Annotated in this window: 20 protein-coding genes; 4 read left to right on the forward strand and 16 right to left on the reverse strand. The window is 66.5% G+C overall.

Going from position 1 to position 21,082, the window contains the following annotated elements:
• Window positions 1-7: 7 nt before the first annotated feature.
• The 8 genes from CFB24_RS17885 to CFB24_RS17920 form a co-directional block, all read right to left on the reverse strand.
• Window positions 8-820 (reverse strand): transglutaminase family protein, encoded by an 813-nt coding sequence (locus tag CFB24_RS17885; RefSeq protein ID WP_088522004.1) that lies wholly within the window; start codon window positions 818-820, stop codon window positions 8-10.
• Between the two features lie 3 nt (window positions 821-823).
• Window positions 824-1,783 carry an alpha-E domain-containing protein gene (locus CFB24_RS17890; RefSeq protein WP_088522005.1) on the reverse strand — a complete coding sequence of 320 codons (960 nt, stop codon included), beginning with the start codon at window positions 1,781-1,783 and terminating at the stop codon, window positions 824-826.
• Between the two features lie 9 nt (window positions 1,784-1,792).
• Window positions 1,793-3,220, reverse strand: coding sequence for a circularly permuted type 2 ATP-grasp protein (locus tag CFB24_RS17895; protein ID WP_088522006.1), 1,428 nt, complete (start codon window positions 3,218-3,220; stop codon window positions 1,793-1,795).
• A 199-nt stretch (window positions 3,221-3,419) separates the two neighbouring features.
• Window positions 3,420-5,069 (reverse strand): Na/Pi cotransporter family protein, encoded by a 1,650-nt coding sequence (locus CFB24_RS17900; protein WP_088522007.1) that lies wholly within the window; start codon window positions 5,067-5,069, stop codon window positions 3,420-3,422.
• A 77-nt stretch (window positions 5,070-5,146) separates the two neighbouring features.
• Window positions 5,147-6,016 carry a polyphosphate kinase 2 gene (gene ppk2 / locus CFB24_RS17905; RefSeq protein ID WP_176440462.1) on the reverse strand — a complete coding sequence of 290 codons (870 nt, stop codon included), beginning with the start codon at window positions 6,014-6,016 and terminating at the stop codon, window positions 5,147-5,149.
• 162 nt (window positions 6,017-6,178) lie between these two features.
• The gene (locus CFB24_RS17910; RefSeq protein ID WP_158255255.1) at window positions 6,179-7,252 is read right to left on the reverse strand and encodes a CorA family divalent cation transporter; all 1,074 of its coding nucleotides are present in this window, start codon (window positions 7,250-7,252) and stop codon (window positions 6,179-6,181) included.
• A gap of 103 nt (window positions 7,253-7,355) precedes the next feature.
• Window positions 7,356-8,792, reverse strand: coding sequence for a homospermidine synthase (locus tag CFB24_RS17915; protein ID WP_176440461.1), 1,437 nt, complete (start codon window positions 8,790-8,792; stop codon window positions 7,356-7,358).
• A 113-nt stretch (window positions 8,793-8,905) separates the two neighbouring features.
• The gene (locus tag CFB24_RS17920; RefSeq protein ID WP_088522053.1) at window positions 8,906-9,469 is read right to left on the reverse strand and encodes a GNAT family N-acetyltransferase; all 564 of its coding nucleotides are present in this window, start codon (window positions 9,467-9,469) and stop codon (window positions 8,906-8,908) included.
• Between the two features lie 789 nt (window positions 9,470-10,258).
• Here CFB24_RS17920 and CFB24_RS17925 point away from each other — a divergent pair.
• Complete coding sequence (locus tag CFB24_RS17925) at window positions 10,259-11,860, forward strand: OpgD/OpgG family glucan biosynthesis protein (protein WP_088522010.1); 1,602 nt, start codon at window positions 10,259-10,261, stop codon at window positions 11,858-11,860.
• Window positions 11,861-11,941: 81 nt separating this feature from the next.
• On the opposite strand, the gene frdD is transcribed toward CFB24_RS17925, so the two are convergent.
• The 7 genes from frdD to CFB24_RS17960 all read right to left on the reverse strand — a co-directional run bounded on the left by frdD (window position 11,942) and on the right by CFB24_RS17960 (window position 17,422).
• On the reverse strand, window positions 11,942-12,316 hold the full coding sequence (frdD, locus tag CFB24_RS17930) for a fumarate reductase subunit FrdD (RefSeq protein WP_088522011.1): 375 nt from the start codon (window positions 12,314-12,316) through the stop codon (window positions 11,942-11,944).
• A complete protein-coding gene (locus CFB24_RS17935; RefSeq protein WP_088522054.1) occupies window positions 12,313-12,711 on the reverse strand; it encodes a fumarate reductase subunit C in 399 nt (132 codons plus the stop codon). Before CFB24_RS17935 ends, frdD begins: the two co-directional genes overlap by 4 nt.
• A gap of 5 nt (window positions 12,712-12,716) precedes the next feature.
• Window positions 12,717-13,463 (reverse strand): succinate dehydrogenase/fumarate reductase iron-sulfur subunit, encoded by a 747-nt coding sequence (locus CFB24_RS17940; protein WP_088522012.1) that lies wholly within the window; start codon window positions 13,461-13,463, stop codon window positions 12,717-12,719.
• Entirely contained in the window at window positions 13,456-15,249 is a 1,794-nt protein-coding gene (frdA, locus tag CFB24_RS17945; protein WP_088522013.1) for a fumarate reductase (quinol) flavoprotein subunit, read from the reverse strand. Before frdA ends, CFB24_RS17940 begins: the two co-directional genes overlap by 8 nt.
• Window positions 15,250-15,356: 107 nt before the next feature.
• Window positions 15,357-16,172: a purine-nucleoside phosphorylase gene (locus tag CFB24_RS17950; protein WP_088522014.1), complete on the reverse strand. Its 816-nt coding sequence runs from the start codon at window positions 16,170-16,172 to the stop codon at window positions 15,357-15,359.
• The gene (gene cdd, locus CFB24_RS17955; RefSeq protein ID WP_244593246.1) at window positions 16,156-16,584 is read right to left on the reverse strand and encodes a cytidine deaminase; all 429 of its coding nucleotides are present in this window, start codon (window positions 16,582-16,584) and stop codon (window positions 16,156-16,158) included. The genes CFB24_RS17950 and cdd overlap by 17 nt, the downstream gene beginning before the upstream one ends.
• A gap of 10 nt (window positions 16,585-16,594) precedes the next feature.
• Window positions 16,595-17,422: a hypothetical protein gene (locus CFB24_RS17960; RefSeq protein ID WP_141098490.1), complete on the reverse strand. Its 828-nt coding sequence runs from the start codon at window positions 17,420-17,422 to the stop codon at window positions 16,595-16,597.
• A 425-nt stretch (window positions 17,423-17,847) separates the two neighbouring features.
• Between CFB24_RS17960 and CFB24_RS17965 the strand changes: the two genes are divergently transcribed.
• A complete protein-coding gene (locus CFB24_RS17965; RefSeq protein ID WP_088522017.1) occupies window positions 17,848-18,435 on the forward strand; it encodes a methylated-DNA--[protein]-cysteine S-methyltransferase in 588 nt (195 codons plus the stop codon).
• 36 nt (window positions 18,436-18,471) lie between these two features.
• Here the strand turns inward: CFB24_RS17965 and CFB24_RS17970 are convergent, their stop codons facing one another.
• Window positions 18,472-19,629, reverse strand: coding sequence for a hypothetical protein (locus CFB24_RS17970; RefSeq protein WP_088522018.1), 1,158 nt, complete (start codon window positions 19,627-19,629; stop codon window positions 18,472-18,474).
• A gap of 127 nt (window positions 19,630-19,756) precedes the next feature.
• Between CFB24_RS17970 and CFB24_RS17975 the strand changes: the two genes are divergently transcribed.
• Window positions 19,757-19,948, forward strand: a complete 192-nt coding sequence (locus CFB24_RS17975; protein ID WP_088522019.1) for a hypothetical protein — start codon at window positions 19,757-19,759, stop codon at window positions 19,946-19,948.
• A gap of 58 nt (window positions 19,949-20,006) precedes the next feature.
• A complete protein-coding gene (trxB, locus tag CFB24_RS17980) occupies window positions 20,007-20,966 on the forward strand; it encodes a thioredoxin-disulfide reductase (RefSeq protein ID WP_088522020.1) in 960 nt (319 codons plus the stop codon).
• The last annotated feature ends 116 nt before the right edge of the window (window positions 20,967-21,082 follow it).

The raw sequence follows: 21,082 nt of genomic DNA on the forward strand, positions 1-21,082 counted from the left end.
GCTTCATTTATTGCTGGATCTGCCAGCTCGCCTGCCGCGCGGAGGAAATGGCGAGGCGCGTTTCGACCTTTTCGTCCGCATAGCCGAAAAAGGCGCCGCGCCGTGGCGCCGCGCTGAAGAAATCGACGCCATGGCCGAGGCGCAGATGGGCGTCGCGCGGGCAAAAACCCAGCGCGCTGTCGAAGCCGATCCAGCCGAGCCCGTCGACATAGGCCTCGGCCCAAGCGTGGATCGGCGCGCCTTCGCCGCCGTCGAGCCGCAGGCCGGAAACGAAACGGGCGGGAATCTCCTCGGCCCGCGCCGCCGCGACGAACACCTGCGCCAGTTCGCGCGCCGAGCCCTCGCCCGCAGCGAACACTTCGGCGGCGGGGCGCGGCGGCACATCGGCCGGCGCGAAGCGGAGTTTTTCATGCAGCGCCGCCATCAGCCGGTGCAGTCCGGTCAGGCGGTCGGTCTCCCCGTCCAGCGCCTGCGCCGCGTAAGCGGCGATGTCGCCGGGGCTTTCATGATGGCGCAGGAACACGTCGAGCGGCTGCTTTTCGTGCAGGCCGCGCGTCACGCCGGCGGCGTCCTGGGTTTCGACCAGGCCTTCCGCCGTGATGAGGATCTTGTCGAGCGGGCCGGCGTGCGAGCAGGAATGCACGATATTGCCGAAGCCGTCCTCGCCGCGCCGCAGGGTGGCCACGGGTTCGACGCCGACGAACCAGTCGAGCACATGCAGCCCGTCGAACGCGCGCGGCGTCAGCCGCAACAATTGGTTGGCCGAGCGCGCGGCGTCGGAAAACCTCACCTCGATCTGCAGCGTCAGTTGCGCGCGCATGTTCTATCCCAGCAGATATTGTTCCGCGATGGCGCTGGCGAGGCCATTGGTCTCGGTGATGAACCCATCGACGAATTCATGCAAGCCCGACTGGAAAATCTCCTTGATCGAGGCGCCTTCCAGCTTGCGCTTGATGGCGCGCGCCTGCCGCTGCGCGGCGCCGTGGCGGCCATACTGGTTGCCGATGGCGTCGAGCCAGCGCACCACCTCGCCATAGCAGGACAGCAGCGAGCGTGGCATTTCCGGGCGCAGGATCAGCAGGTCGGCCACGTTCCAGGGCTTGATGCTCTCGCGATAGACCCAGTGATAGGCCGTCAGCGCCGACACCGAGCGCAAAATCGTGCTCCACTGGAAATAATCGACCGAGCCGCCGACCGTCTCGTTTTCCGGCAGCAGCAGCTGATATTTCACGTCGAGCACGCGCGCGGTGTTGTCGGCGCGCTCCAGCGACACGCCGAGCCGCGCGAAAAAATAGACGTCGTTGCGCAGCATGGTGCGATAGCCGTGGCCGTCGTAAAGGCTAGACGTCTCCTTGACGAAATCGAGGAAACCGTTGAGCGCCTCGCGGTCGATGGCGGTCGGCTCGGGGTGCTGGCTCTCGAAGTTCTTCAGCTTGAGCCAGGCGCTGTTGATATGCTCCCACATTTCCACCGTGACCGCCGTGCGCACGGCGCGGGCGTTGGTGCGGGCGAACTGGATGCAATTGCGGATGCTTGAGGGATTGCGCGCGTCGAACGCCAGATAGGCGGTGACATTGGCCTCGTTGGCGACCTCGAAATGGTCGGGAAACGTCTCGTCGGCGCCGGAGGCGATCAGCACGCTGGTCCATTCGTCCTGCTTGGCGGCGTAAGCCGTGGGCAGGGCCGAAATGCGGCTGGACGCCTCGATCAGGCGGGCGAGGAAATCGGCGCGCTCCAGATAGCGCGAAACCCAATAGATGTTGTCGGCGGTGCGGGCGAGCATGACGAAGTCCTATTTCGCGTTATCGGCGAGAACCCAGGTGTCCTTGGTGCCGCCGCCCTGGCTGGAATTGACCACCAGCGAGCCCTCCTTCAGCGCCACGCGGGTCAGCCCGCCCGGCACGATGCGCACGCCGTCGGCGCCGCAGAGAACGAACGGGCGGAGATCGACATGGCGCGGGGCCACGCCGCCGGGCAAGGAGGTGGGGCAGGTCGAAAGCGACAGAGTCGGCTGAGCGATGAAGCCGTCGGGATCGCGCAGCAGCTTTTGCCGAAACGTCTCGATCTGCTCCTTGCTGGCATGCGGGCCGACCAGCATGCCATAGCCGCCGGAGCCGTTGACCTCCTTGACGACAAGTTCCGACAGATGCTCCAGCACATATTTCAGCGCGTCCGGCTCGCGGCAGCGCCATGTCCGCACATTCTTCAGCTTGGCGTCTTCGCCGAGGTAGAAGCGGATGATCTCGGGCATGTAGGTATAGACCGCCTTGTCGTCGGCGAGGCCCGCGCCCGGCGCATTGGCGAGCGTGACATTGCCGGCGAGATAGGCGCCCATCAGCCCGGCGGCGCCGAGCACGCTGTCGGGGCGGAACACCAGCGGATCGAGGAAATCGTCATCGACGCGCCGGTAGATCACGTCGACCCGCTTTTCGCCCTCGGTGGTGCGCATATAGACGATATCGTCGCGCACGGTGAGGTCGCGGCCCTCCACCAGCTCGACGCCCAGCTTGTCGGCCAGGAAGGAATGTTCGTAATAGGCCGAGTTGAACTGGCCGGGCGTGAGAATGACGATGCAGGGATCGCCCGGGCAATGCGGCGGGGCGGCGGAGCGCAGCGAGGCCAGCAGGTTGTCGGGATAATTGTCCACCGGCAGCACGGCGTGCTGGGCGAACAGGCCCGGCAGCAGCCGCATCATCATCTCGCGGTCCTCCAGCATGTAGGACACGCCGGAGGGGGTGCGGCAATTGTCTTCGAGAACGTAAAAATCCTCGTCGTCGATGCGGACGATGTCGATGCCGGCGATATGGGTCCAGATGTCGTGCGGCGCGCGGCGGCCCTGCATTTCCGGCCGGTAGCATTCGTTGCGGAAGATCAGGTCCTGCGGGATCAAGCCGGCCTTGATGATCTCCTGGCGGCCGTAAATGTCGGTCAGGAACATGTTCAGCGCCTTGACGCGCTGGACGAGGCCGGCTTCCAGCCGCGTCCATTCGTCGCGGCCGAGCAGGCGGGGAATGATGTCGAACGGGATCAGGCGTTCCGCCGCCTCCTTGTCGCCATAGACGGCGAAGGTGATGCCGATCTTGCGGAACAGGATTTCGGCCTGTTCGCGGCGGGCGTCCAGCAATTCGGGCGGCGCGGAGCGCAGCCATTCGGCGATCCGGCGGTAGAGGGCGCGGGGTTCCGCCGCGCCATTGGTCATTTCGTCAAAAAACTGGGACATCGGCTGAAATCGCCCCTAACAAGCAAACGATCCGCTCGGGGGGAGACGGCCGCTTGAATCGCCTCGCCCTTTTCGCTTTGACCTAGCTTAAATGCCTTGTGAAAGGCTGTGATAGCCTAAATTTTACGCACCATGCGACGATTTCGTCCATTCCTTATGCGGAGGTCCGGTATTGCACAAAAAGTGATCTTTACCAGCGTCAGGCGGTGGGGCTGACGCGTCGGGTCGGCAGCAATTCGCCGCGCCGGTCAAGGATCGGATAGGCGGCGGCGACGATATGGCTATTGACCAGCTTGAGGCCGCGCACAAGGTCGAGCCGCAGCGCGCTGGCCTGGGCCTCGCCGCGGCAGGCGAGCGCCTCGAAATGGGCCTGCGCCGCCTGCTCCTCGCGCTCTCGGAACAGGGTTTTCTCGTCGAGCAGCAGATGGGCGGCGCGGGCGTCCTCGGTCATAAGCAGGGCGCAGGCCGTGCGCAGGTTGGCGCTGGTGCGGTCGAGCATGGCCAGGATTTCGTCGCGTGGCGGTTCGGGAAGCGCAACCGTCTTCTTCAGGTATTTGGCGGCCGGAGCCAGCACATTGCGCGCCAAAACGCCGCCGGCCTGTTCGACCTGCGCGACAAAGGTCAGGATGGCGCCGATTCTCTGGTCGTCGGCCGGCGTGACGTCCTCGCTGTCGAGTTCGGCGAGGAAGCCGCGGATGGCGGCGGCGAGCCGGGCCAAAGTCGAGGCGCTGCGCCGCGTCTCCACGACGGCGCGCCGGTCGCTGGCGCGCAGGCCGGCTTGTCCCTGCGCGATCATTTCGGTCAGCAGATCGGCGAGCCGCAGCGATTCGCGCGCCGCCGCGCTCAGGCCCAGCGCCGGCGCCTCGCGCGCGGCGGCGTCGAGATAGACGGGACGGGCGGGGTCGGCGGGGTCCGGCCGGTTCGGCAGCAGGCGGCGCAGCAGCGCGGCATAGGGCGACAGCAGGGGGAAGAAAACGGCGGCGACCGCAAGATTGAACAATGTATGAAAGTCGATGGCGACGCGGCCGACGTCGGGCTGGAGCGTCACCATCCAGCGGCCGAGCGGCCAGAGCATCGCCAGCGCCACGCCGCCGCCGATCAGGCGCGTGAACAGATTGCCGAGCGGCAGGCGGCGCGCGGCGGGATCGTCGCCGGGCGTTTCGAGCAAGGGATTGAGCGCCGATCCGATATTGGCGCCGATCACCAGCGCCAGCGCCGCGTCCGGCGGCACGACGTTGCGCGCGGCGAGCGACAGGGTGAACAACACGACGGCGACGCTGGAATGCGCGGCCCAGGTCAAGGCCGCGCCGAGCAGGACATCGACGACCGGTTCGGTGGCGACCGCGCCGAACAGGATGCGCAGATTGGGAGAATCCTCGTAATGCGTCATGATGTCGAGCAATTGCCCGAGCGCCAGGAACATCAGGCCGAGGCCGATCAGGGCGCGGCCGAGATCGCGGTTCTTGCCGCCATCCGGGCGCCGGAACAGGATCACGCCGATCAGGATCAACGTCGGCGACAGCGCCGCGCTATGGAATGAAAACGCCTGGGCGACCACGGTGGCGCCGACATTGGCGCCGAGCATCACCGCCAACGCCCGCTCCAGTTCGACGGCGCCCGCCGCGCACAGGCCTGATGTCATCAATCCCGTGGCGGTGCTGCTCTGCAGCAGGGTGGTCACGCCGAGGCCGGCGAGGAAAGCGCGGGAACGGCTGCGCAGCGCGCCGCCCAAAAGGTCGCGCAGACGCGGCCCGAAGGCGCGCTGCACCCCGGTCTGAACCATATGCGAGCCCCACAGCAGCAGGGCGACCGCGCCGGCGAGATTCAGCAGCGTCAGCGGGAAGGTCATGGCGTCGCTCCACGCCCCGCTTCAGGGACGTGGAGGGCTAACCGGCAAGGGGGGCAAAAGTTTCGGGCGCGCGAACGTCAGTAGCGATCGGGAACGTACATGGCCTCTGGAATGTCCTCGCGCTTGTAGCCGGGCGTGTGTTTGCGGTCGGGCAGCTCCACGTCGGCATGAGCGATGTCGCCGTAAGGGAACTGGCTCAACAGATGGCTGATGCAGTTGAGCCGGGCGCGTTTCTTGTCATTGCCGTCGATCACCCACCAGCGCGCTTCCGGGATATGGGTGCGCTCGAACATGTCCTCCTTGGCGCGGGTGTAGTCCTCCCAGCGCACGCGCGACTGCAGGTCCATCGGCGACAGCTTCCATTGCTTGAGCGGATCGTGGATGCGCATCAGAAAGCGGAAATGCTGCTGTTCGTCGGTGATCGAGAACCAGTATTTGATCACGGTAATGCCGGAGCGCACCAGCATGCGCTCGAATTCGGGGACGGAGCGATAGAATTCCTCGACCTCGTCCGGGGTGGCGAAGCCCATCACCCGCTCGACCCCTGCCCGATTGTACCAGGAGCGGTCGAACAAGACGAGTTCGCCGCGCGCCGGCAGATGCGGCGCATAGCGCTGGAAATACCATTGGCCCTTTTCGCGCTCGCTCGGCGCCGGCAGCGCCACAACGCGGCAGACGCGCGGGTTGAGCCGCTGGGTGATGCGCTTGATCGCGCCGCCCTTGCCGGCGGAATCGCGGCCCTCGAACAGCACCACCGCCTTGGCGCCCGTCGCGCTGATCCAGTCCTGCAGCTTCACCAGTTCGCGCTGCAGGCGGAACAGCTCCTTGAAATAGACCGAGCGGCTCAGGCTCTTTTCGTCGGGATGGTCCGAGGCGTGGTCGAGCAGGGCGGCGAGGCGGTCGTCGTCAAGCTCCTCCTCCAGCTCCTCGTCGAAACTGTCGAGCATGTCGGCGTGGACGCGCTCGCGGAACGCGGCTTTGGGATCGGTGGGTTTCTCAGTCGGTTTCTCAGTCGGTTTCTTGGACAAGGATCGTCTTTCCGTTCCGGGCGCTGCGGGAGATCCGGCGACGATAAGGCCGTCATGTGCAAGTTTTATAAAACTTCCGGCTCAGAGGCGGGGAGACCCCGGCCGTTTTGGCGGCTTGCGCGTGGTTTCCTTCTTGCCGGAAGGCGCGGCGAGGCCCCAGCGCATCAGCATGACCAGCGTGCCGACCGCCGCCGCGATGCACAGCATGGTCGCATAGAGCGTGGCGTTCTCGCCCTCGGCGAACGGCAGGCCCTTGGTGTTCATGCCGAAATAGCCGGTGACGAACGTGGCGGGCAGCAGCACCGCCGTGACCAGGGTCAACACGTAGAGCCGGTCGTTGGTTTCGAGCGTCAGGATGGCGTTGATCTCTTCCTGCAGCACGCGGGCGCGATCCTGCAAGTTGCCGACGTCGCGGGTCAGAGAGGCGGCGCGCTGGCCCAGCGCCGAGGCCACCGCCGAGAAATCCTCGTCATGCTGCTCGTCGGCCTCCTCCTCCAACCGTTCGAAGGTCGAGGACAGGCCATTGACTTGCCGGGCCAGCCGGACCGCCTGCCGCCGCGCCTTGCTCAGCCCGACGCGCTGGTCGCGTCCGCGCCCGTCGATGACGATGTTTTCCTCGATCTGGTCCAGCGTGGTGGAAATGGCGCGGCACATTTTCATCGTGCAATCGCAGATGTTCGATCCGAGCATTTCCAGCAGCAGCGCGGGCGTTTCCGCCTTGGCGCCCTCCGCCAGCGCCCGCCGCGTCGTCTGCGCCGAATAAAGCGCGGCGCGCCGGGCGGTGACGATGAAGCCGCGGCCGCAGGCGAAGCGCAGGAAATCGGAATCCATCCGCGCGCCGTCGATGCCGATCTGGTGGTCGGTGATCGCGCCGGAGATGACGCCATCGGCGCGTTCGACGAACTGGTGATCGACCTCGCCGTTGAGCGCCTCGCGGGCTTCCTCGGTCAGGGCGGGCAGACGTTGCAGCAGGTCGGCGATGCGGCGGTCGACATGGTCGAGATGCGCCCAGACATAGCCTTCGCGCGCCGCCCCGAGCGTGTGCAGGTCGTCGGCCGTTCCCGCCTCGGCGCGGCCGGCGGCGTCGAAGCGGATGATCCAGACGCAGCCGGGCACGCCGGTTTCGAGAGCAGGCTTGAGACGATCGACGGACATGAGCTTCCTCGGCAGAATGTTCATCGCTTCTAGCCCGTCGATTTTGAAGCTTTCTTGACGTGCGCGCGTCGGATCGCCCGAAAGCGCCGGCGCGCGCACCAAATTAGCGCACCAGAATGTTGCGGAACTGCCAGGGGTCGCTTTCGTCAATGTCTTCCGGGAAGAAGCCGGGACGTCCCTGCAGCGGGGTCCAGTCGGTGTAAACGCCGACGACCGGGCCGAGATAGGGCGTCTGGATTTCCAGGCAGCGCTTGTAGTCGAGTTCGTCGGCTTCGAGAATGCCGGCGTTGGGGTTCTCCAGCGCATAGACCATGCCGGCGAGCACCGCGGAGGACACCTGCATGCCCGTGGCGTTCTGGTACGGGCACAGCTTTCGGGTCTCCTCGACCGAAAGTTGCGAACCAAACCAATAGGCGCCCTTGGCGTGGCCGAACAGCAGCACGCCGAGTTCGTCGACGCCGTCCACGATCTCGTGCTCGTCGAGAATGTGGATCTTCTCCTGGCGCACGCCGCCGGCGCCGAACATTTCGTGCAGCGACAGCACGGCGTCGTCGGCGGGGTGATAGGCGTAATGGCAGGTCGGGCGATAGACCGCCTCGCCCTTGGGGCCGCGCACCGTGTAATAATCGGCGATCGAAATCGACTCGTTATGGGTCACCAGGAAGCCATATTGCGGGCCGGGCGTCGGCGTCCACGAGCGCACGCGGGTGTTGGCGCCGGGCTGCATCAGATAGATGGCGGCGCCGCAGCCGGTCTCGTGCTTGCGGCCGTTCTCCGGCATCCATTTCTCATGCGTGCCCCAGCCGAGTTCGGCCGGCTGCAGGCCCTCGGAGACGAAGCCCTCGACCGACCAGGTGTTGACGAACACGCCGCGCGGCTTGGGGTTTTTGGCGCGCTGGGTGTCGCGTTCGGCGATATGCACGCCCTTGACGCCAAGACGCTGCGCCAGCGCGGCCCAGTCCTCGCGGGTCTTCGGCTCGGGCGCGGAATCGCCGAGGTCCTTTGCGAGATTGACCAGCGCCTGTTTGACGAACCAGGAGACCATGCCGGGATTGGCGCCGCAGGTGGAGATCGCGGTGGGGCCGCCGGGGTTTTCGCGCTTGGATTTCAGCACGGTTTCGCGCAGGGCGTAATTGGAGCGCTCCGCCGCGCCCTTGTCCTTGTCGAAATAGAAGCCGGCCCAGGGCTCGACCACCGTGTCGATGTAAAGCGCGCCGATCTCGCGGCACAGCTCCATGATGGCGAGCGAGGACGTGTCCACCGACAGGTTGACGCAAAAACCCTGGCCGCCGCCCTTGGTCAGCAGCGGGACCAGCAGGTCGCGGTAATTGTCGACGGTGACGGGTTTCTTGATGAATTCATAGCCGCGCTCATCCACCAGCTTGCGGTCGGCGTCGCTCGGATCGATCACGACAAGCCGCGACCTGTCGAATTCGAAATGGCGCTCGATCAGCGGCAGGGCGCCCTTGCCGATGGAGCCGAAGCCGATCATCACGATCGGGCCGCTGATGCGACCGTGGATGGGCGATTTGGTCATCATTCGTCCTTTTACCGGAAGTTTGGGGGGTAATGGCGAAGGCGAGGCGCGCGGTCAAGCGACCGCATGCCGCCCTGCTCAAGCGGATTGCACAAAATTGTGACAGTTGATCGTGATCAGGCCGCCTTGCGGCGCGGCGCGGCCGCGGGGGCGGGGCGGCCGGCAGGCCGCAGCACGCCGCAAGCGCCGTCCAGCGCGCCGGCGCGCAGTTCGACGCCGAGGAAGCGCGCGCGATCGACCGGGCCGGGCATGTCGAGCCCGCCCATCTTGGCGCCGCTGAAGCCGAAACGCCGATAATACGGCTCGTCGCCGACCAGAATCACTGCGTCATGGCCAAGCGCGGCGGCTTTTTCCAACGCCATGCGGATCATGCGGCCGCCCAGGCCGTTGGAGCGCAGCGCCGGCGAAATGGCGATCGGGCCAAGCAGCAGCGCGCGGGCGCCATTGCCGATGTCGATGTCCCACAGCCGCAGCGTGCCGACCAGCACATTGTCGCGCAAGGCGGTGAAAGCCAGGCCTTCGGCCGGCAGCCGGCCCTCGCGCACCCGCTCGCTGGACTTGCGGCGCCGGTTGAGCCCAAACGCCTTGTCGAGCAGGATTTCGCGCGCGAAGGCGTCGCGGGGGACTTCGTCCCGAATGAGGATTTCGGCGGCGGCTTGCGGCAGGACGGACGGATGCATGGTGACCTCCACAGGTCAAGAGAGGGCGCGCCAACGGCGAAGGTCAGGAACCTGCCGGCGGGAGGAGGCGTCACGCGAACTGAAAATTCAGATCACTTGCGAACGGGGCTTAAGCCCTGAATGGCGCGAGACATCGCGCGCGCGGACTTCGTCGCGACCTGTGAAGTTCGAACAGATCATGCATCGCGGCATCCCTTCGAAGGGCGCATCGTCAGCGCCACAGATCAACTTCGGAGCGGATGGCTCTGACCTGTTCCGTCCGCGCGATGGAGACGCGCACGAAACGCTCGGTAGGAGCCATCCAGGGCTATCCTTGCGGAAAACCCGGCGCTGCGCCGTGATTGGAAAGGGAGGGGCCCGATCCGCACGCCCGGCAAGAAAGACAAGCCTCTTCGGTACGCCGGCTTTGGAGGCCGACAGAGACGAAAAAGCCCGGTCCGTCGTTGCTTCAAGTCGCGATCTTCCGTGGAGAACGGAGTTCGCCGGTTCGCTTCCGGCCGTCGGTTTGTTTTTGGCGCGCCGCCGGCCTCTTGTCCGGTTTGACGCCAACCGACGCGCGACCACAGGCACGTGCGATTTGGGCAAGCGGATAGATGGCACAAAACGGCGGAGATGCAAGGGGAAAAACGCGGCGTTCCGCTTTTTTGTGGGCGGCTTCGCGCCTTTCGCAAGGTCGGGGGCGCAAAATATCCCGTCCCAGCGGGCGCGCCGTTGGGCGAGAACCTTGCCGAAGCCTGAAAAGGCCGCTACCAGCAAGGTCTATTTCCTGGCTGTGTCCCGAGTCGCCAAATGACCTTGCTTGACCGTCGTTTCGTTCTCAACGCCCTCGTCGCTTCCGGCGCCGCGGCGCTGGCGCCCCCGGTTCTGGCGGGGCCGGCTCAGGCGCGACAGGCTTTCGCCCAATCCGGGCCGCCCGACAAGAGCCAGCCGCAGCCGCCGGCGCGCTTCAATTTCGAGGACGTGCTGAAGCGCGCCAAGGAACTGGCCGCCGCGCCCTATGACGCCATGCCGCCGAAACTGCCGGAGGCCCTGGGCAAGCTCGATTTCGACTCCTACCGCGACATCCGTTTCCGGGCGGAGAAATCCCCGCTCGCCACCGGGCCGTTCCGGCTGCAATTGTTCCACCCCGGCTTCATCTATACCCGCCCGGTGGTGGTCAACACGATTCGCGACGGCATCGCCACGCCGATTCCCTATTCGGCCAACCTGTTCGACTACGGCCGCAACAAGTTCGATCACAATCTTCCGGTCAATCTCGGCTTCGCCGGCTTCCGCCTGCATTACCCGCTCAATTCGGCGCGCGGCAACGACGAGGTGGTGTCCTTCCTCGGCGCGACCTATTTCCGCTTCCTCGGCCGGGGACAGTCCTACGGCCTTTCAGCGCGCGGCCTTTCGGTCAATACTGGCGGCGACGACGAGGAATTCCCGCTGTTCCGCGAATTCTGGATCGACGTGTCCGATTCGTCGGTCGAGCGTGCGACCATTTACGCGCTGCTCGACAGCGCCTCCGTCACCGGCGCCTATCGCTTCGATCTCTATCCCGGCGCCGACAGCGTGATGGAAGTCACGGCGGCGATCATCCCGCGCCGTCCCGACGTCAAGTTCGGGCTGGCGCCGCTGACCTCGATGTTCTTCACCGGCGAGGACAGCCCGCGCCCGCTGGAGGAATACCGGCAGGAGCTGCACGATTCCGACGGCCTGCTGATGCACACCGGCGCCGGCGAATGGATCTGGCGTCCGCTGCGCGCGCCGCGCGTCGGCGGCATGTCCACCTTCGAGGACAAGTCGATCAAGGGGTTCGGGCTGGTGCAGCGCGACCGCAATTTCGACCATTACCAGGACATCGAGCTGGCCTATGAGGTGCGCCCGACCTATTGGGTCGAGCCGCACGGCGACTGGGGCGACGGCCGGATCGAACTGCTGGAGCTGGCCACCAAGGACGAAACGGCCGACAATATCGTCGCTTACTGGACCTTGCAGAACCGGCCCGAAGCCGGAAAGCCGTTCTATTATTCCTACCGCATCCGCTCGCTGCTGGAGTCGCCCGATCTTTCACCCAACGGCCGGCTGCGCAATGTCTGGAAGACCGTGCCCAAGGCCTTGGGCTCGCCGGAGCAGGTGGGCGTCGGTTCGCGCCGTTTCATCCTGGATTTCGACGGTGGGGATCTCGGCTATTACCTGACCGATCCCGCGCAGGTCGAAGTGTCCGCCAACGCGTCGCGCGGCAAGATTCTGCGCACGTTCATCGCGCCCAATCCGCATATCGAGGGGTTCAGGGCGATGGTCGACGTGCAGACCGATCCGGGGACGTCGGTGGAAATCCGCGTGTTCCTGCGCGCCGGCGCGCGGGCGCTGACGGAAACGGCGTTGATCCCGTGGATCGCGGAATAGGCCGCCGGCCCAACTGAGACGGAGCGTCGGGCGCCCGCTTCCTTTCCCGCAAGAGGAGAAGAAGCGGCCTCCCGGCGCCGTTCAGAATCCGATCGCCAGCAGCAGCGCGATCACCGCCGCCGTCACCACGGCCGCGACGCCATAGGTACACAGTTTCAGCAGCAGCGACGGTCCCGCCTTCATATCCTTGAGGGTGAGGAACAGCCGCTCGGCGCCATGCCAGAAAAACAGCGCCACCACGACCAGAACCGCCAGCTTGCCGACAGGGTTCTGCGCAAAGGCGAGCGCATGGTCGTAGCTCAGGAAATTTTCCGGCAGCCCCACGCCCAGAGGCGCGAAAAAGCCGGTGATCAGGATCAGCCCCGGCCCGAACAAGGCGGAGAGCATCCCGCCCGCGCCGAACAGCAGCCAGAAAATGGGCGAAATACTGCGATTGTCCCGCGCCGGCCCCGTCATCGCGCAACTCCCAGCGTGATCAGCACCAGGGCCAGCGAGCAGGCCCCGGCGAAAATCGTGGCGACGCGCGTGATCGTCCGCTGCGCAACCGGCGCCCGGCCCAAAATCAGCTTGGGCATGGTTTTCGGCAGGATCTGGAACCATGTCTTCACATGATACAGCACCGCCGCCAGCAGGGCCGCGTGCAGCAGCAGCGAGACCGGGCTTTGCAGGAAGCGCACATAGGCGGCCCAGCTTTCAGGCCCTTGCGAAAGGCTGTAGAGCCCCGCGAAAAGGACCGCGCCGTAGCCGGCGACGGCGAGCCCGCTCATTTCGCGCACCGTATAGGCGCGATAGGGCGCCTTGGCCCACCAGTCCTTGGGCGCCGGACGCCGGTAGGGGCGGCTCTCGTTCATGAGGCTCATTCCTTTCTCAGGAAGCGCAGGAAGAAGTCGAAGGCGCTGTTGGTCTTGTTCTGATTGACGGCGTTGGCGGGGTCCACGCTTTTCGGGCAGACCTCCGAGCAGATGCCGACCGCGGTGCAGGACCACACGCCGTTTTCGCCGTGGATCGTGTCGAGACGCTTCTGCCGGCCGGCGTCGCGGGAGTCGCCGTTGTAGCGCTGCAGCAGCGCCATGGCGCCGGGGCCGATGAAATCGGGGTTCTCGCCGAATTGCGGGCAGGCGGCGTAGCACAACATGCAATTGATGCAGTCGCTGAACGATTCATAGGCCGCGAGCTGCGCCGGGGTCTGACGATACGGTCCCTGCTCGACCGTCTTCGGCTCCTTCGGCATGATATAGGGGTAGATGCTCTCGATCTTTTTCACGAAGCCGCCGACGCTGATCACCAGGTCGCGCTCGATCGGGAAATTGTTGAGCGGCTCCACGGTGACGGGGCCGGGCGGCAGGTCGCGCAGGAAAGTGCTGCAGGCGAGCTTGGGTTCGCCATTGATCATCATGCCGCAGGAGCCGCACACGGCCATGCGGCAGGACCAGCGGAACGACAAACTGCCGTCGAGCGTGTCCTTGATGGTTTGCAGCGCCTCCAGCACCGACATGTTTTCGGCGCCGGCCACTTCGAACGTCCCGAAGGACGGCGCCGCGTCAACCCCCGGCTGGTAGCGCAGGATGCGCAGCTCGATGGTCTTTTTGGCGGGGTCAGGCATGGGTCCCGTCCTTTTTCGCTTGTTCGAGCTGTTCGCCGAGGGCGCCGTAGGCGCGCGCGCCCGGCTTGGATTTGGTGATCGTCACCGGACCATAAGTGATGTCCGGCGCGGCGCCGGCGCGGTAATGCGCCAGGCTGTGGGCGAGGAAATTTTCGTCATCGCGCTTCTCGAAGCCGTCGAGCCGCTGGTGCGCGCCGCGCGATTCCTTGCGGGCCAGCGCGCTCTGCGCCATGGCCTCCGCCACGTCGAGCTGATAGTCCAGCTCCAGCGCCGCGATCCAGTCGGTGTTCCAGATGTCGGAGCGGTCGTCGAGCGTGACCTGGCCCAGACGCTGCTTCAATTCCGCCAGTTTATCGCACGTCTCCTGCATTTCCGTTCCCAGCCGATAAATGCCGCAGCCCTTTTCCATTGTGGCCGCCATTTCCTTGCGCAGCACGGAATGGCGCTCGCCGCCGCCCTTCTGGTCGCGAAGAGCCAGCGCCTTGGCCGCGCTCGCCTTGGCCTGATCGACCAGGCGGCCCGCATCGACCGCCGGCGCGTCCTTGGCGAATTTCACCGCCTGCTCGCCGGCGACGCGCCCGAACACGGTGAGTTCGCCCAGCGAGTTCGAGCCGAGCCGGTTGGCGCCGTGGATGCCCACGCTCGAACATTCGCCCGCCGCGAACAGGCCCGCCAGCGGCGTGGCGGTGTGGATGTCGGTGACAATGCCGCCCATGGTGTAATGCACGGCGGGGCGCACCGGGATCAGCGCCTCGGCGGGGTCGAGGCCCATGAATTCCATGGCGAGGCCGCGAATGAGCGGCAACCGCTCCTTCAGCTTGGCGAGGCCGAGATGGCGCAGGTCGAGATAAACCGCCGATTCGCCCTGCGGCGTCGTCACCGTGCGGCCCTTGCGGTCCTCCTGCCAGAACGCCTGGCTGAGCCGGTCGCGCGGCCCCAGCTCCATCGCCTTGTTGCGCGGTTCCGTCGTCGCCGGTCCCAGGCCGTAGTCCTGCAAATAGCGATAGCCGTCCTTGTTGACGAGATAGCCGCCTTCGCCGCGGCAGGCCTCGCTGAACAGCACGCCGGACCCCGGCATGCACGTCGGATGATATTGCACGAATTCCATGTCGCGCAGCGGCACGCCGTGACGATACGCCATCGCCATGCCGTCGCCGGTGACGATGCCGCCATTGGTGTTCTGCCGGAACACCCTTCCCGCGCCGCCGGTCGCCAGAATCACCGCGCGCGCGAAAATGGCCGAGAACGCGCCGGTCGCCGGCGACATCACCGTCGCGCCCTGCGCGCGGCCGCCGTCCACGATCAGGTCGAGGCAAAACGCCTCGTCGAAACGCCGGATCTGCGGATATTTGGTCGAGGTCTGGAACAGCGTGTGCAGGATGTGGAAGCCGCTGCGGTCGGCGGCGAACCAGGTGCGCTCGATCTTCATGCCGCCGAAGGCGCGCACGTTGATCTGGCCGTCGGGCTTGCGGCTCCAGGGGCAGCCCCAATGTTCGAGCTGGATCAGCTCGGGCGTGCAGCGGCTGACGAAAAACTCCACCACATCCTGGTCGCACAGCCAGTCGCCGCCATGCACGGTGTCGTTGAAATGGGCGTCGAGCGAATCATGCGACTGGATCACGCCGGCCGAACCGCCCTCCGCCGCCACCGTATGGCTGCGCATCGGCAGAACTTTCGAGACCAGCGCGATGCGCGCGGCTGGGTCGGCCTCGGCCGCGGCGATTGCGGCGCGCAGACCCGCGCCGCCCGCGCCCACGATCAGAATATCGGTTTCGAAAGTCTCCACGATGGGCTCCGTTCACAGCGGCTGCGCGTGAGTCAAAGGACTCGCCGTCCGCCGAATATAGCACGCTTGGCGACATTGCGATGAATGCGCCGCAATTGGTTTCCGCCTCACAGCGTGTCGGCCGTTTTTACGAAGGCGCGCAGCAGCCGGCGCAGCGGCACCACCGCGGCCAGCGTGTGGCTCTGGCCTTCGGCGAGGCTGGGCTCGGAGGCCTGCAAGCCCGCGGCGAAATGGGTCGCGGCCGCCACGGCGGCGACGCGCAGGCCGAGGCACCGGGCGAGGATCGTCTCCGGCGCGACGCCGAAGCCTATGGCGTCCGCGCCCAGTTGCCGGGCCATACGGCCTTCGGCGGGCGTCGAAAAGGTTGGTCCGCTCACCCACATGAACACGCCCTCCTGCAGCGGAACCCCGGCGGCGGCGGCGGCGCGTTTCAGCCGGCGCTGCAGGCGCGGATCGTAAGCGTCATGCAACGGGAAGATCGACTCGTCGCTGGGGAGGCCGATCAGCGGATTGAGGCCGAACAGAGCGATATGGTCGGCGACCAGCATCAGATTGCCCGGATAGAGGTCGGGCTTGACGGAGCCGGCGCCGGCGAGGATCAGCAGATATTTGGCGCCCAGCAGCCGTGCGGTCTGCAGCGGGGTCATCATGCAGGTCGGATCGCCCGCGCCATAAAAATGCGCCTGTCCCTGCAACAGGCAGATATTCGCGCCCTCCAGCCGCCCGACGCTCAGCCGCCCGATCAGGCCCGGCTCGTCGACCGGCGCGAAGCCGGGCAAATCGGAATAATCGACCGTGACCGCGTCGGCCAGCGATTCGGACCATCCGCTCAGGCCGAAGCCGAGCAGCACGGCGAAATCCACCGGCTCGGCGACGCCGCGCGCCCGCAGGGCGGCCAGGGCCAGATCAGCGTTTTCCGTCATCGGCTTGCTCCGGCGCGTTTCCCAAAGACTCCGGCCCGAACGCGTGGGGCAGCAACTCGGCCAGCGCGTGACGCCTGCAATCCCCGGACTCGTCGGCAAGATAAACCAGAACCGAGCCGTGCGCGAATTCGGCGATGCGCTGCCGGCAGGCGCCGCAGGGCGCGATGCGTCGGGGGCCGAGCACCAGGATTTCGGCGATCTCGCGGTCGCCGCCCGCGATCATGGCCGAAATCGCCGAAGTCTCCGCGCAGACGCCCAGGGGATAGGCGGCGTTTTCGACATTGGCGCCGCAATAGAACGCGCCGCTCGCCGCGCGCAGGGCGGCGCCGACGGGAAAATGCGAATAGGGCGCATAGGCGCGCGCTCGCGCCTGTTGCGCCCGCTCGAACAATTCGGAGATTGCGTCCGTCACCGCGCCCCTTTCAAAACCGTCGCCACAGGCCGAGCAGCGCCCCATATTCGCGATAAGCGTTGGCGCCCGCAAGTGTGGTGAAACCGCCGACTTGCACGCGCCATTCCGCGGAGAGCGAATAAACCAGGCTCAGCTGTCCCTTGGACTGCGCCCAACGCGGGTTGGCGGGGTGGCGGGAGGATTCGGAAACCACGTTGAAATTTTGCGCCAGCAGCATCAGGCCGGGCGTGAGATAGACGCCGAGACTGACGTCGGCGCGCCCTTCGTTCGGCGCTTTGCCGCCGCGCGCGCGAAACCCCACGGAGACGTCGATAAAGCCGGGCAGCGCGGCGACGGCGATATTCTTGCCGCCGAGCAGACGCAGGTCGAAATCGGCGTTTTTGGAGCCGTTCAGCGAGGGGGCGGCCGGCCCTGCCGAACCGGGGAGCCGCGCCAGCGCCTGCAACGAGATCACCGCCGCGTCGCTTTTCCAGACGCGGCCGCGCACGCCGATCTCGCTGTCGCCGAAGCCGCTGAACTTCTGGTTGTCCGGCGCGCCCAGCGTCGTGTTTTGCAGCGAGGGCTTGAGCGTGGCGGCGAGCCAGTCGGTGAGGCCGTAATCAAGATAGAGCGAAGCTTGGTAGGAGCGGTATTTCGGCGTGCGCGTAAATCGGCCCGCCTGATCGAAGCCGTCGTTGGCCTGATCGAACAGCGTCGTGACAATGATTTCGCCCTGTCCAGCCGGCGGCGTCCACGCTCCCGCCAGCGCGTCGCCGGGTCCCGCCAGGACAGTCCACGTCCCCGCCAGCATCCGCGTCAGGCGGACAGCCGCGCTCAACGCCGATGCGCTAGGCCGCATGCGGCGCCCTCCGGCGTCGCCCGTCGTCGCATCCCAAAACGAGGCGCCGCCGCCGGGAATGTGCGCGTAAACCCGTCCTCACCATGATCAGAGCCGCGCCGTTTCAAATCCCTGGTCGAATCCTTGGTCGTTTGCGGCGACTATCGCCCGGGGCGGCGGCGCGATTACAATTTATTTTTGCAAGTGAGCAAAATACAACCTTGCGATGCGTAAGCCCCGAATCGGACTGCGTTCAATTCCACCTTTGCTTTGCCGGATCGGCCCGCTATGGTGAACGCTTGGGGCGTGTGGGGCCGTCCCGGCGCGCGGGGGGCCGCTCCGACGCGCAGCGGTCCCATGCGTGTTTGTTTCCGTTCGGCGTGGCGCAAATCCGGGGCTCGTGCTTTGGAGCGCCGGCGACGGCTGCGAGTTTCGGTTGAGCGCATATGGCTGGCGGCACACAAAAAGCGAAAACTCCCGCAGGGGACGGGGACGAGGTCGTCTACGGAATCGGCGACACGACTCTGGGGCCGACGCTTGTGGCCCTTTCGCCGCAGGGCGTGTGCGCCCTGCTGTTCGGCGAGCAGGAGAAGAAGCTGATGCGCGACTTGCGCGCGCTTTATCCCGATGCGCGCGCCGCCGCCCCCGATCTGCTCGACCCCGCGCTCGCGGCGGCGCGCGCGCTGGCCGAACAGCCCTGGCGCGACTTTCCGCTGCCGCTCGACATTCGCGGCACGGACTTTCAGCGGCGGGTATGGATGGCGTTACGCGAGATCGCGCCGGGAACGACCGTCAGTTACGCCGAAGTGGCGCAGCGGATCGGCGCGCCGAAGTCGCTGCGCGCGGTGGCCGGCGCCTGCGCCGCCAACCGGCTGGCCATTGTCATCCCCTGCCATCGCGTGCTGCGGCTCAACGGCTCGCTGTCCGGCTACCGCTGGGGGCGCGAGCGCAAGCTGCGGCTGATTGAACTGGAGCGCGAGGCCGTCGCCGCCCGGACGTGTCCGGCGGAGTCCGGTTCGTCCAAACTGTTTTAGGTCTTAATTCGGGGGCGCCCGCTCTCCGCGAAATGTCTAGCGCAAATCCGTGATCGAGCCTTTGAACGCGCCCTGGCTCGCGCCCGCCGCCGGCGCGAGATTGATCTCGGCCGCCATGGCGGCGCGGCTGGCGCCGTCGCCGTCTTCCTCGCCCGGCCAGGGCCAGCGCAGATAGGCGCGGCGCGCCGGGGCGGCTTCGGCGAATTCGATCCGTCCGCCGGCAACGCGGACATGCGCGCATTCCTCCGCCGTTTCGCCGGGCGGCGCGTCCACGCTCCGGCACACCCGGTCGCCCTCGCGTCGCCAATTCCAGATCGACAGGCTCACGGAGCGCCGCGTCAGGCGCTTGACCTCGAACAGCTGTCCGTTCGGCGCGAAGAAGGTGGCGGCGCGATCCTCGTCGGCGGCGCCGCGCAGCAGCAGGGCGCCGACGAACGGTTCCGCTCCCGCCGCGCCGGTCCAGTCGCGGCCCGGCTTGTCGTCCATCAGCGGCACATAGTCGGGCAGGCCGCGCAGGTCGCCGCGCCGCAGCCGCACCTCGCCGTCGCCAAATCCCTGTACGGTTCCGATCGCCGTTCCCACCGCGCTGTCGCGGATGCGCGCCTCCAGCGCGGCCGCCGCGCCCCGGTGCAGCGCGGGGTCCAGCTCGACCGCGAGATAGAAACATTCCCGCAGATCCGCGCCGAAGGTGCGGCACAAATGGTCGTCGTCGCGCGACCATTGCCGCACCTCGATCGTCTTGGCGTCGAATTCGGCGACGAGGCCCCGCGGCGCGAAATAGATATGGCGCAGCGCGCCGTCCGGGCCGACGATCTCCAGCGTATTGCCGATCACGGCGGCCAGGGCGTCGTAGCGCCGCAGCACCGGCGCGGTCGCCTCCTCCGCGTCAGGCGGCGGATTCTCTTGCGCCGGTTCGACACCGGCGATCTCCGCGCCTTGCGTCGAGGGTTCGGCAGGCGCGGCCTTGGCCTGGTCTTCCCCCGACTGCCGGGCGGGCGCGGGGTCGCCGGCGACGGGCGCCTCCTCTTGCGCCAAGGACACGGTCATGGCCGTCGGCGCCTCCGTCGCCGGTTCGATCCTGGGCGCGGGGGCGAAATAGAGGCCGGGCGCATTGAATTGCACGAACAGGCCGCTCGCGAAGCCGGTGGCGAGCAGCAGTCCAAAGGCGCGAAACTTGCGGCGGTTCTGGTCCATGACTAGGAGTTTAGCCGGGAAGCCTAAATGTTACGTTAGGCCAGGATCCCCAACGACATTTAAGAAATCATTCAAGCTTTGGCGTTTTTCTCTGATGGCGTCTTGCTCGGACTCTTGAGAGACAACCATGGATTCATCGCATCACACCCTGCTGTTGGCGCTGCCGGCGACGCTGATCGCCCTGGGCGCGTTGAGTTACGGGCTGCGGCGGCTGTTGCGCGACCGGGGGCCGGGGCTGGCCGGCACGGCGGCGCTGCTGTCGCTGGGCATGGCGGCGGGGGTCGGGCTGATGGGCCTGTGCCAGTCTTTCGTCAGCTAGCTTTCCCTCGGCGTCGAAATCCTATAGAGGCGGGGCATCGTTGCTCTGCGGAGAAGACATGTCCGACACCGCCTCGCGTCACGCCAAGGTCGTCATCATCGGTTCAGGTCCGGCCGGCTACACCGCCGCGATCTACGCCGCCCGCGCCATGCTGCAGCCCTTGCTGATTTCCGGCTATGAGTCCGGCGGCCAGCTGATGATCACCACCGATGTGGAGAATTATCCCGGCTTCGCCGAACCGATCCAGGGCCCCTGGCTGATGGAGCAGATGCGGGCGCAGGCCGAGCATGTCGGCGCCGAAATGGTCAGCGACCACATCGTTTCCGCCGATCTGTCGGTCCGTCCGTTCCGGCTGACCGGCGATTCCGGCGTGGTTTACACCGCCGACGCGCTGATCGTGGCCACCGGCGCCAAGGCGCAATGGCTGGGCCTGCCGTCGGAAGAAAAGTTCAAGGGTTTTGGCGTGTCGGCCTGCGCCACCTGCGACGGGTTCTTCTTTCGCGGCAAGACGGTCATTGTGGTGGGCGGCGGCAATTCGGCGGTGGAGGAGGCGCTCTATCTCGCCAATATCGCCGCCAAGGTCATTCTGGTGCATCGCCGCGACTCGCTGCGTTCCGAACGCATCCTGCAGGAGCGCCTGTTCGCCTGCTCCAATGTCGAGTTCCGCTGGAACCGCGCCATCGACGAGATCATGGGCGCGGAAAATCCGTTGTCGGTCGAGCGCGTGCGTCTGCGCGACGTGGCGAGCGGGGCGACCGAGGAGGTGGCGGCCGACGGCGTGTTCGTCGCCATCGGCCACAAGCCGGCGACGGAATTGTTCGCGGGGCAACTGGGCCTGAAGCCGGGCGGCTACCTCAAGACCGCGCCGGATTCGACCGCGACCAATATCGAGGGCGTGTTCGCGGCGGGCGACGTCGCCGACGACAAATACCGCCAGGCGGTGACGGCGGCCGGCCTCGGCTGCATGGCGGCGCTCGAAGCCGAACGCTGGCTGGTCGCGCAAAGCAAAGTCCGCTGAAAAGGCCAAGTCCGCTGAATCCGGGCATGGGGCGAATTTCTTTTCGCCCCGTTCCGCTTTCTTAACCGATCCCGGCGCAGGTTGGCGGTTGTGGGGGCGGCGTGTCCGCTCGACTG

Origin of the sequence: Rhodoblastus acidophilus, assembly GCF_900187365.1 — a bacterium.
In the GTDB taxonomy this organism is placed as follows: Bacteria; Pseudomonadota; Alphaproteobacteria; order Rhizobiales; family Beijerinckiaceae; genus Rhodoblastus; species Rhodoblastus acidophilus.

What these genes read in the sequence shown, in the direction of transcription:
- CFB24_RS17900 (WP_088522007.1), bottom strand. Translation starts at nt 5,069, where the DNA reads ATGACCTTCCCGCTGACGCTGCTGAATCTCGCCGGCGCGGTCGCCCTG.
- CFB24_RS17970 (WP_088522018.1), bottom strand. Translation starts at nt 19,629, where the DNA reads ATGGACCAGAACCGCCGCAAGTTTCGCGCCTTTGGACTGCTGCTCGCC.
- CFB24_RS17895 (WP_088522006.1), bottom strand. Translation starts at nt 3,220, where the DNA reads ATGTCCCAGTTTTTTGACGAAATGACCAATGGCGCGGCGGAACCCCGC.
- frdD (WP_088522011.1), bottom strand. Translation starts at nt 12,316, where the DNA reads ATGACGGGGCCGGCGCGGGACAATCGCAGTATTTCGCCCATTTTCTGG.
- CFB24_RS17910 (WP_158255255.1), bottom strand. Translation starts at nt 7,252, where the DNA reads ATGTCCGTCGATCGTCTCAAGCCTGCTCTCGAAACCGGCGTGCCCGGC.
- ppk2 (WP_176440462.1), bottom strand. Translation starts at nt 6,016, where the DNA reads ATGCTCGACAGTTTCGACGAGGAGCTGGAGGAGGAGCTTGACGACGAC.
- CFB24_RS17940 (WP_088522012.1), bottom strand. Translation starts at nt 13,463, where the DNA reads ATGCCTGACCCCGCCAAAAAGACCATCGAGCTGCGCATCCTGCGCTAC.
- CFB24_RS17890 (WP_088522005.1), bottom strand. Translation starts at nt 1,783, where the DNA reads ATGCTCGCCCGCACCGCCGACAACATCTATTGGGTTTCGCGCTATCTG.
- trxB (WP_088522020.1), top strand. Translation starts at nt 20,007, where the DNA reads ATGTCCGACACCGCCTCGCGTCACGCCAAGGTCGTCATCATCGGTTCA.
- CFB24_RS17935 (WP_088522054.1), bottom strand. Translation starts at nt 12,711, where the DNA reads ATGAACGAGAGCCGCCCCTACCGGCGTCCGGCGCCCAAGGACTGGTGG.
- CFB24_RS17950 (WP_088522014.1), bottom strand. Translation starts at nt 16,172, where the DNA reads ATGACGGAAAACGCTGATCTGGCCCTGGCCGCCCTGCGGGCGCGCGGC.
- CFB24_RS17960 (WP_141098490.1), bottom strand. Translation starts at nt 17,422, where the DNA reads ATGCGGCCTAGCGCATCGGCGTTGAGCGCGGCTGTCCGCCTGACGCGG.
- CFB24_RS17925 (WP_088522010.1), top strand. Translation starts at nt 10,259, where the DNA reads ATGACCTTGCTTGACCGTCGTTTCGTTCTCAACGCCCTCGTCGCTTCC.
- CFB24_RS17915 (WP_176440461.1), bottom strand. Translation starts at nt 8,792, where the DNA reads ATGATGACCAAATCGCCCATCCACGGTCGCATCAGCGGCCCGATCGTG.
- CFB24_RS17975 (WP_088522019.1), top strand. Translation starts at nt 19,757, where the DNA reads ATGGATTCATCGCATCACACCCTGCTGTTGGCGCTGCCGGCGACGCTG.
- CFB24_RS17920 (WP_088522053.1), bottom strand. Translation starts at nt 9,469, where the DNA reads ATGCATCCGTCCGTCCTGCCGCAAGCCGCCGCCGAAATCCTCATTCGG.
- CFB24_RS17965 (WP_088522017.1), top strand. Translation starts at nt 17,848, where the DNA reads ATGGCTGGCGGCACACAAAAAGCGAAAACTCCCGCAGGGGACGGGGAC.
- CFB24_RS17885 (WP_088522004.1), bottom strand. Translation starts at nt 820, where the DNA reads ATGCGCGCGCAACTGACGCTGCAGATCGAGGTGAGGTTTTCCGACGCC.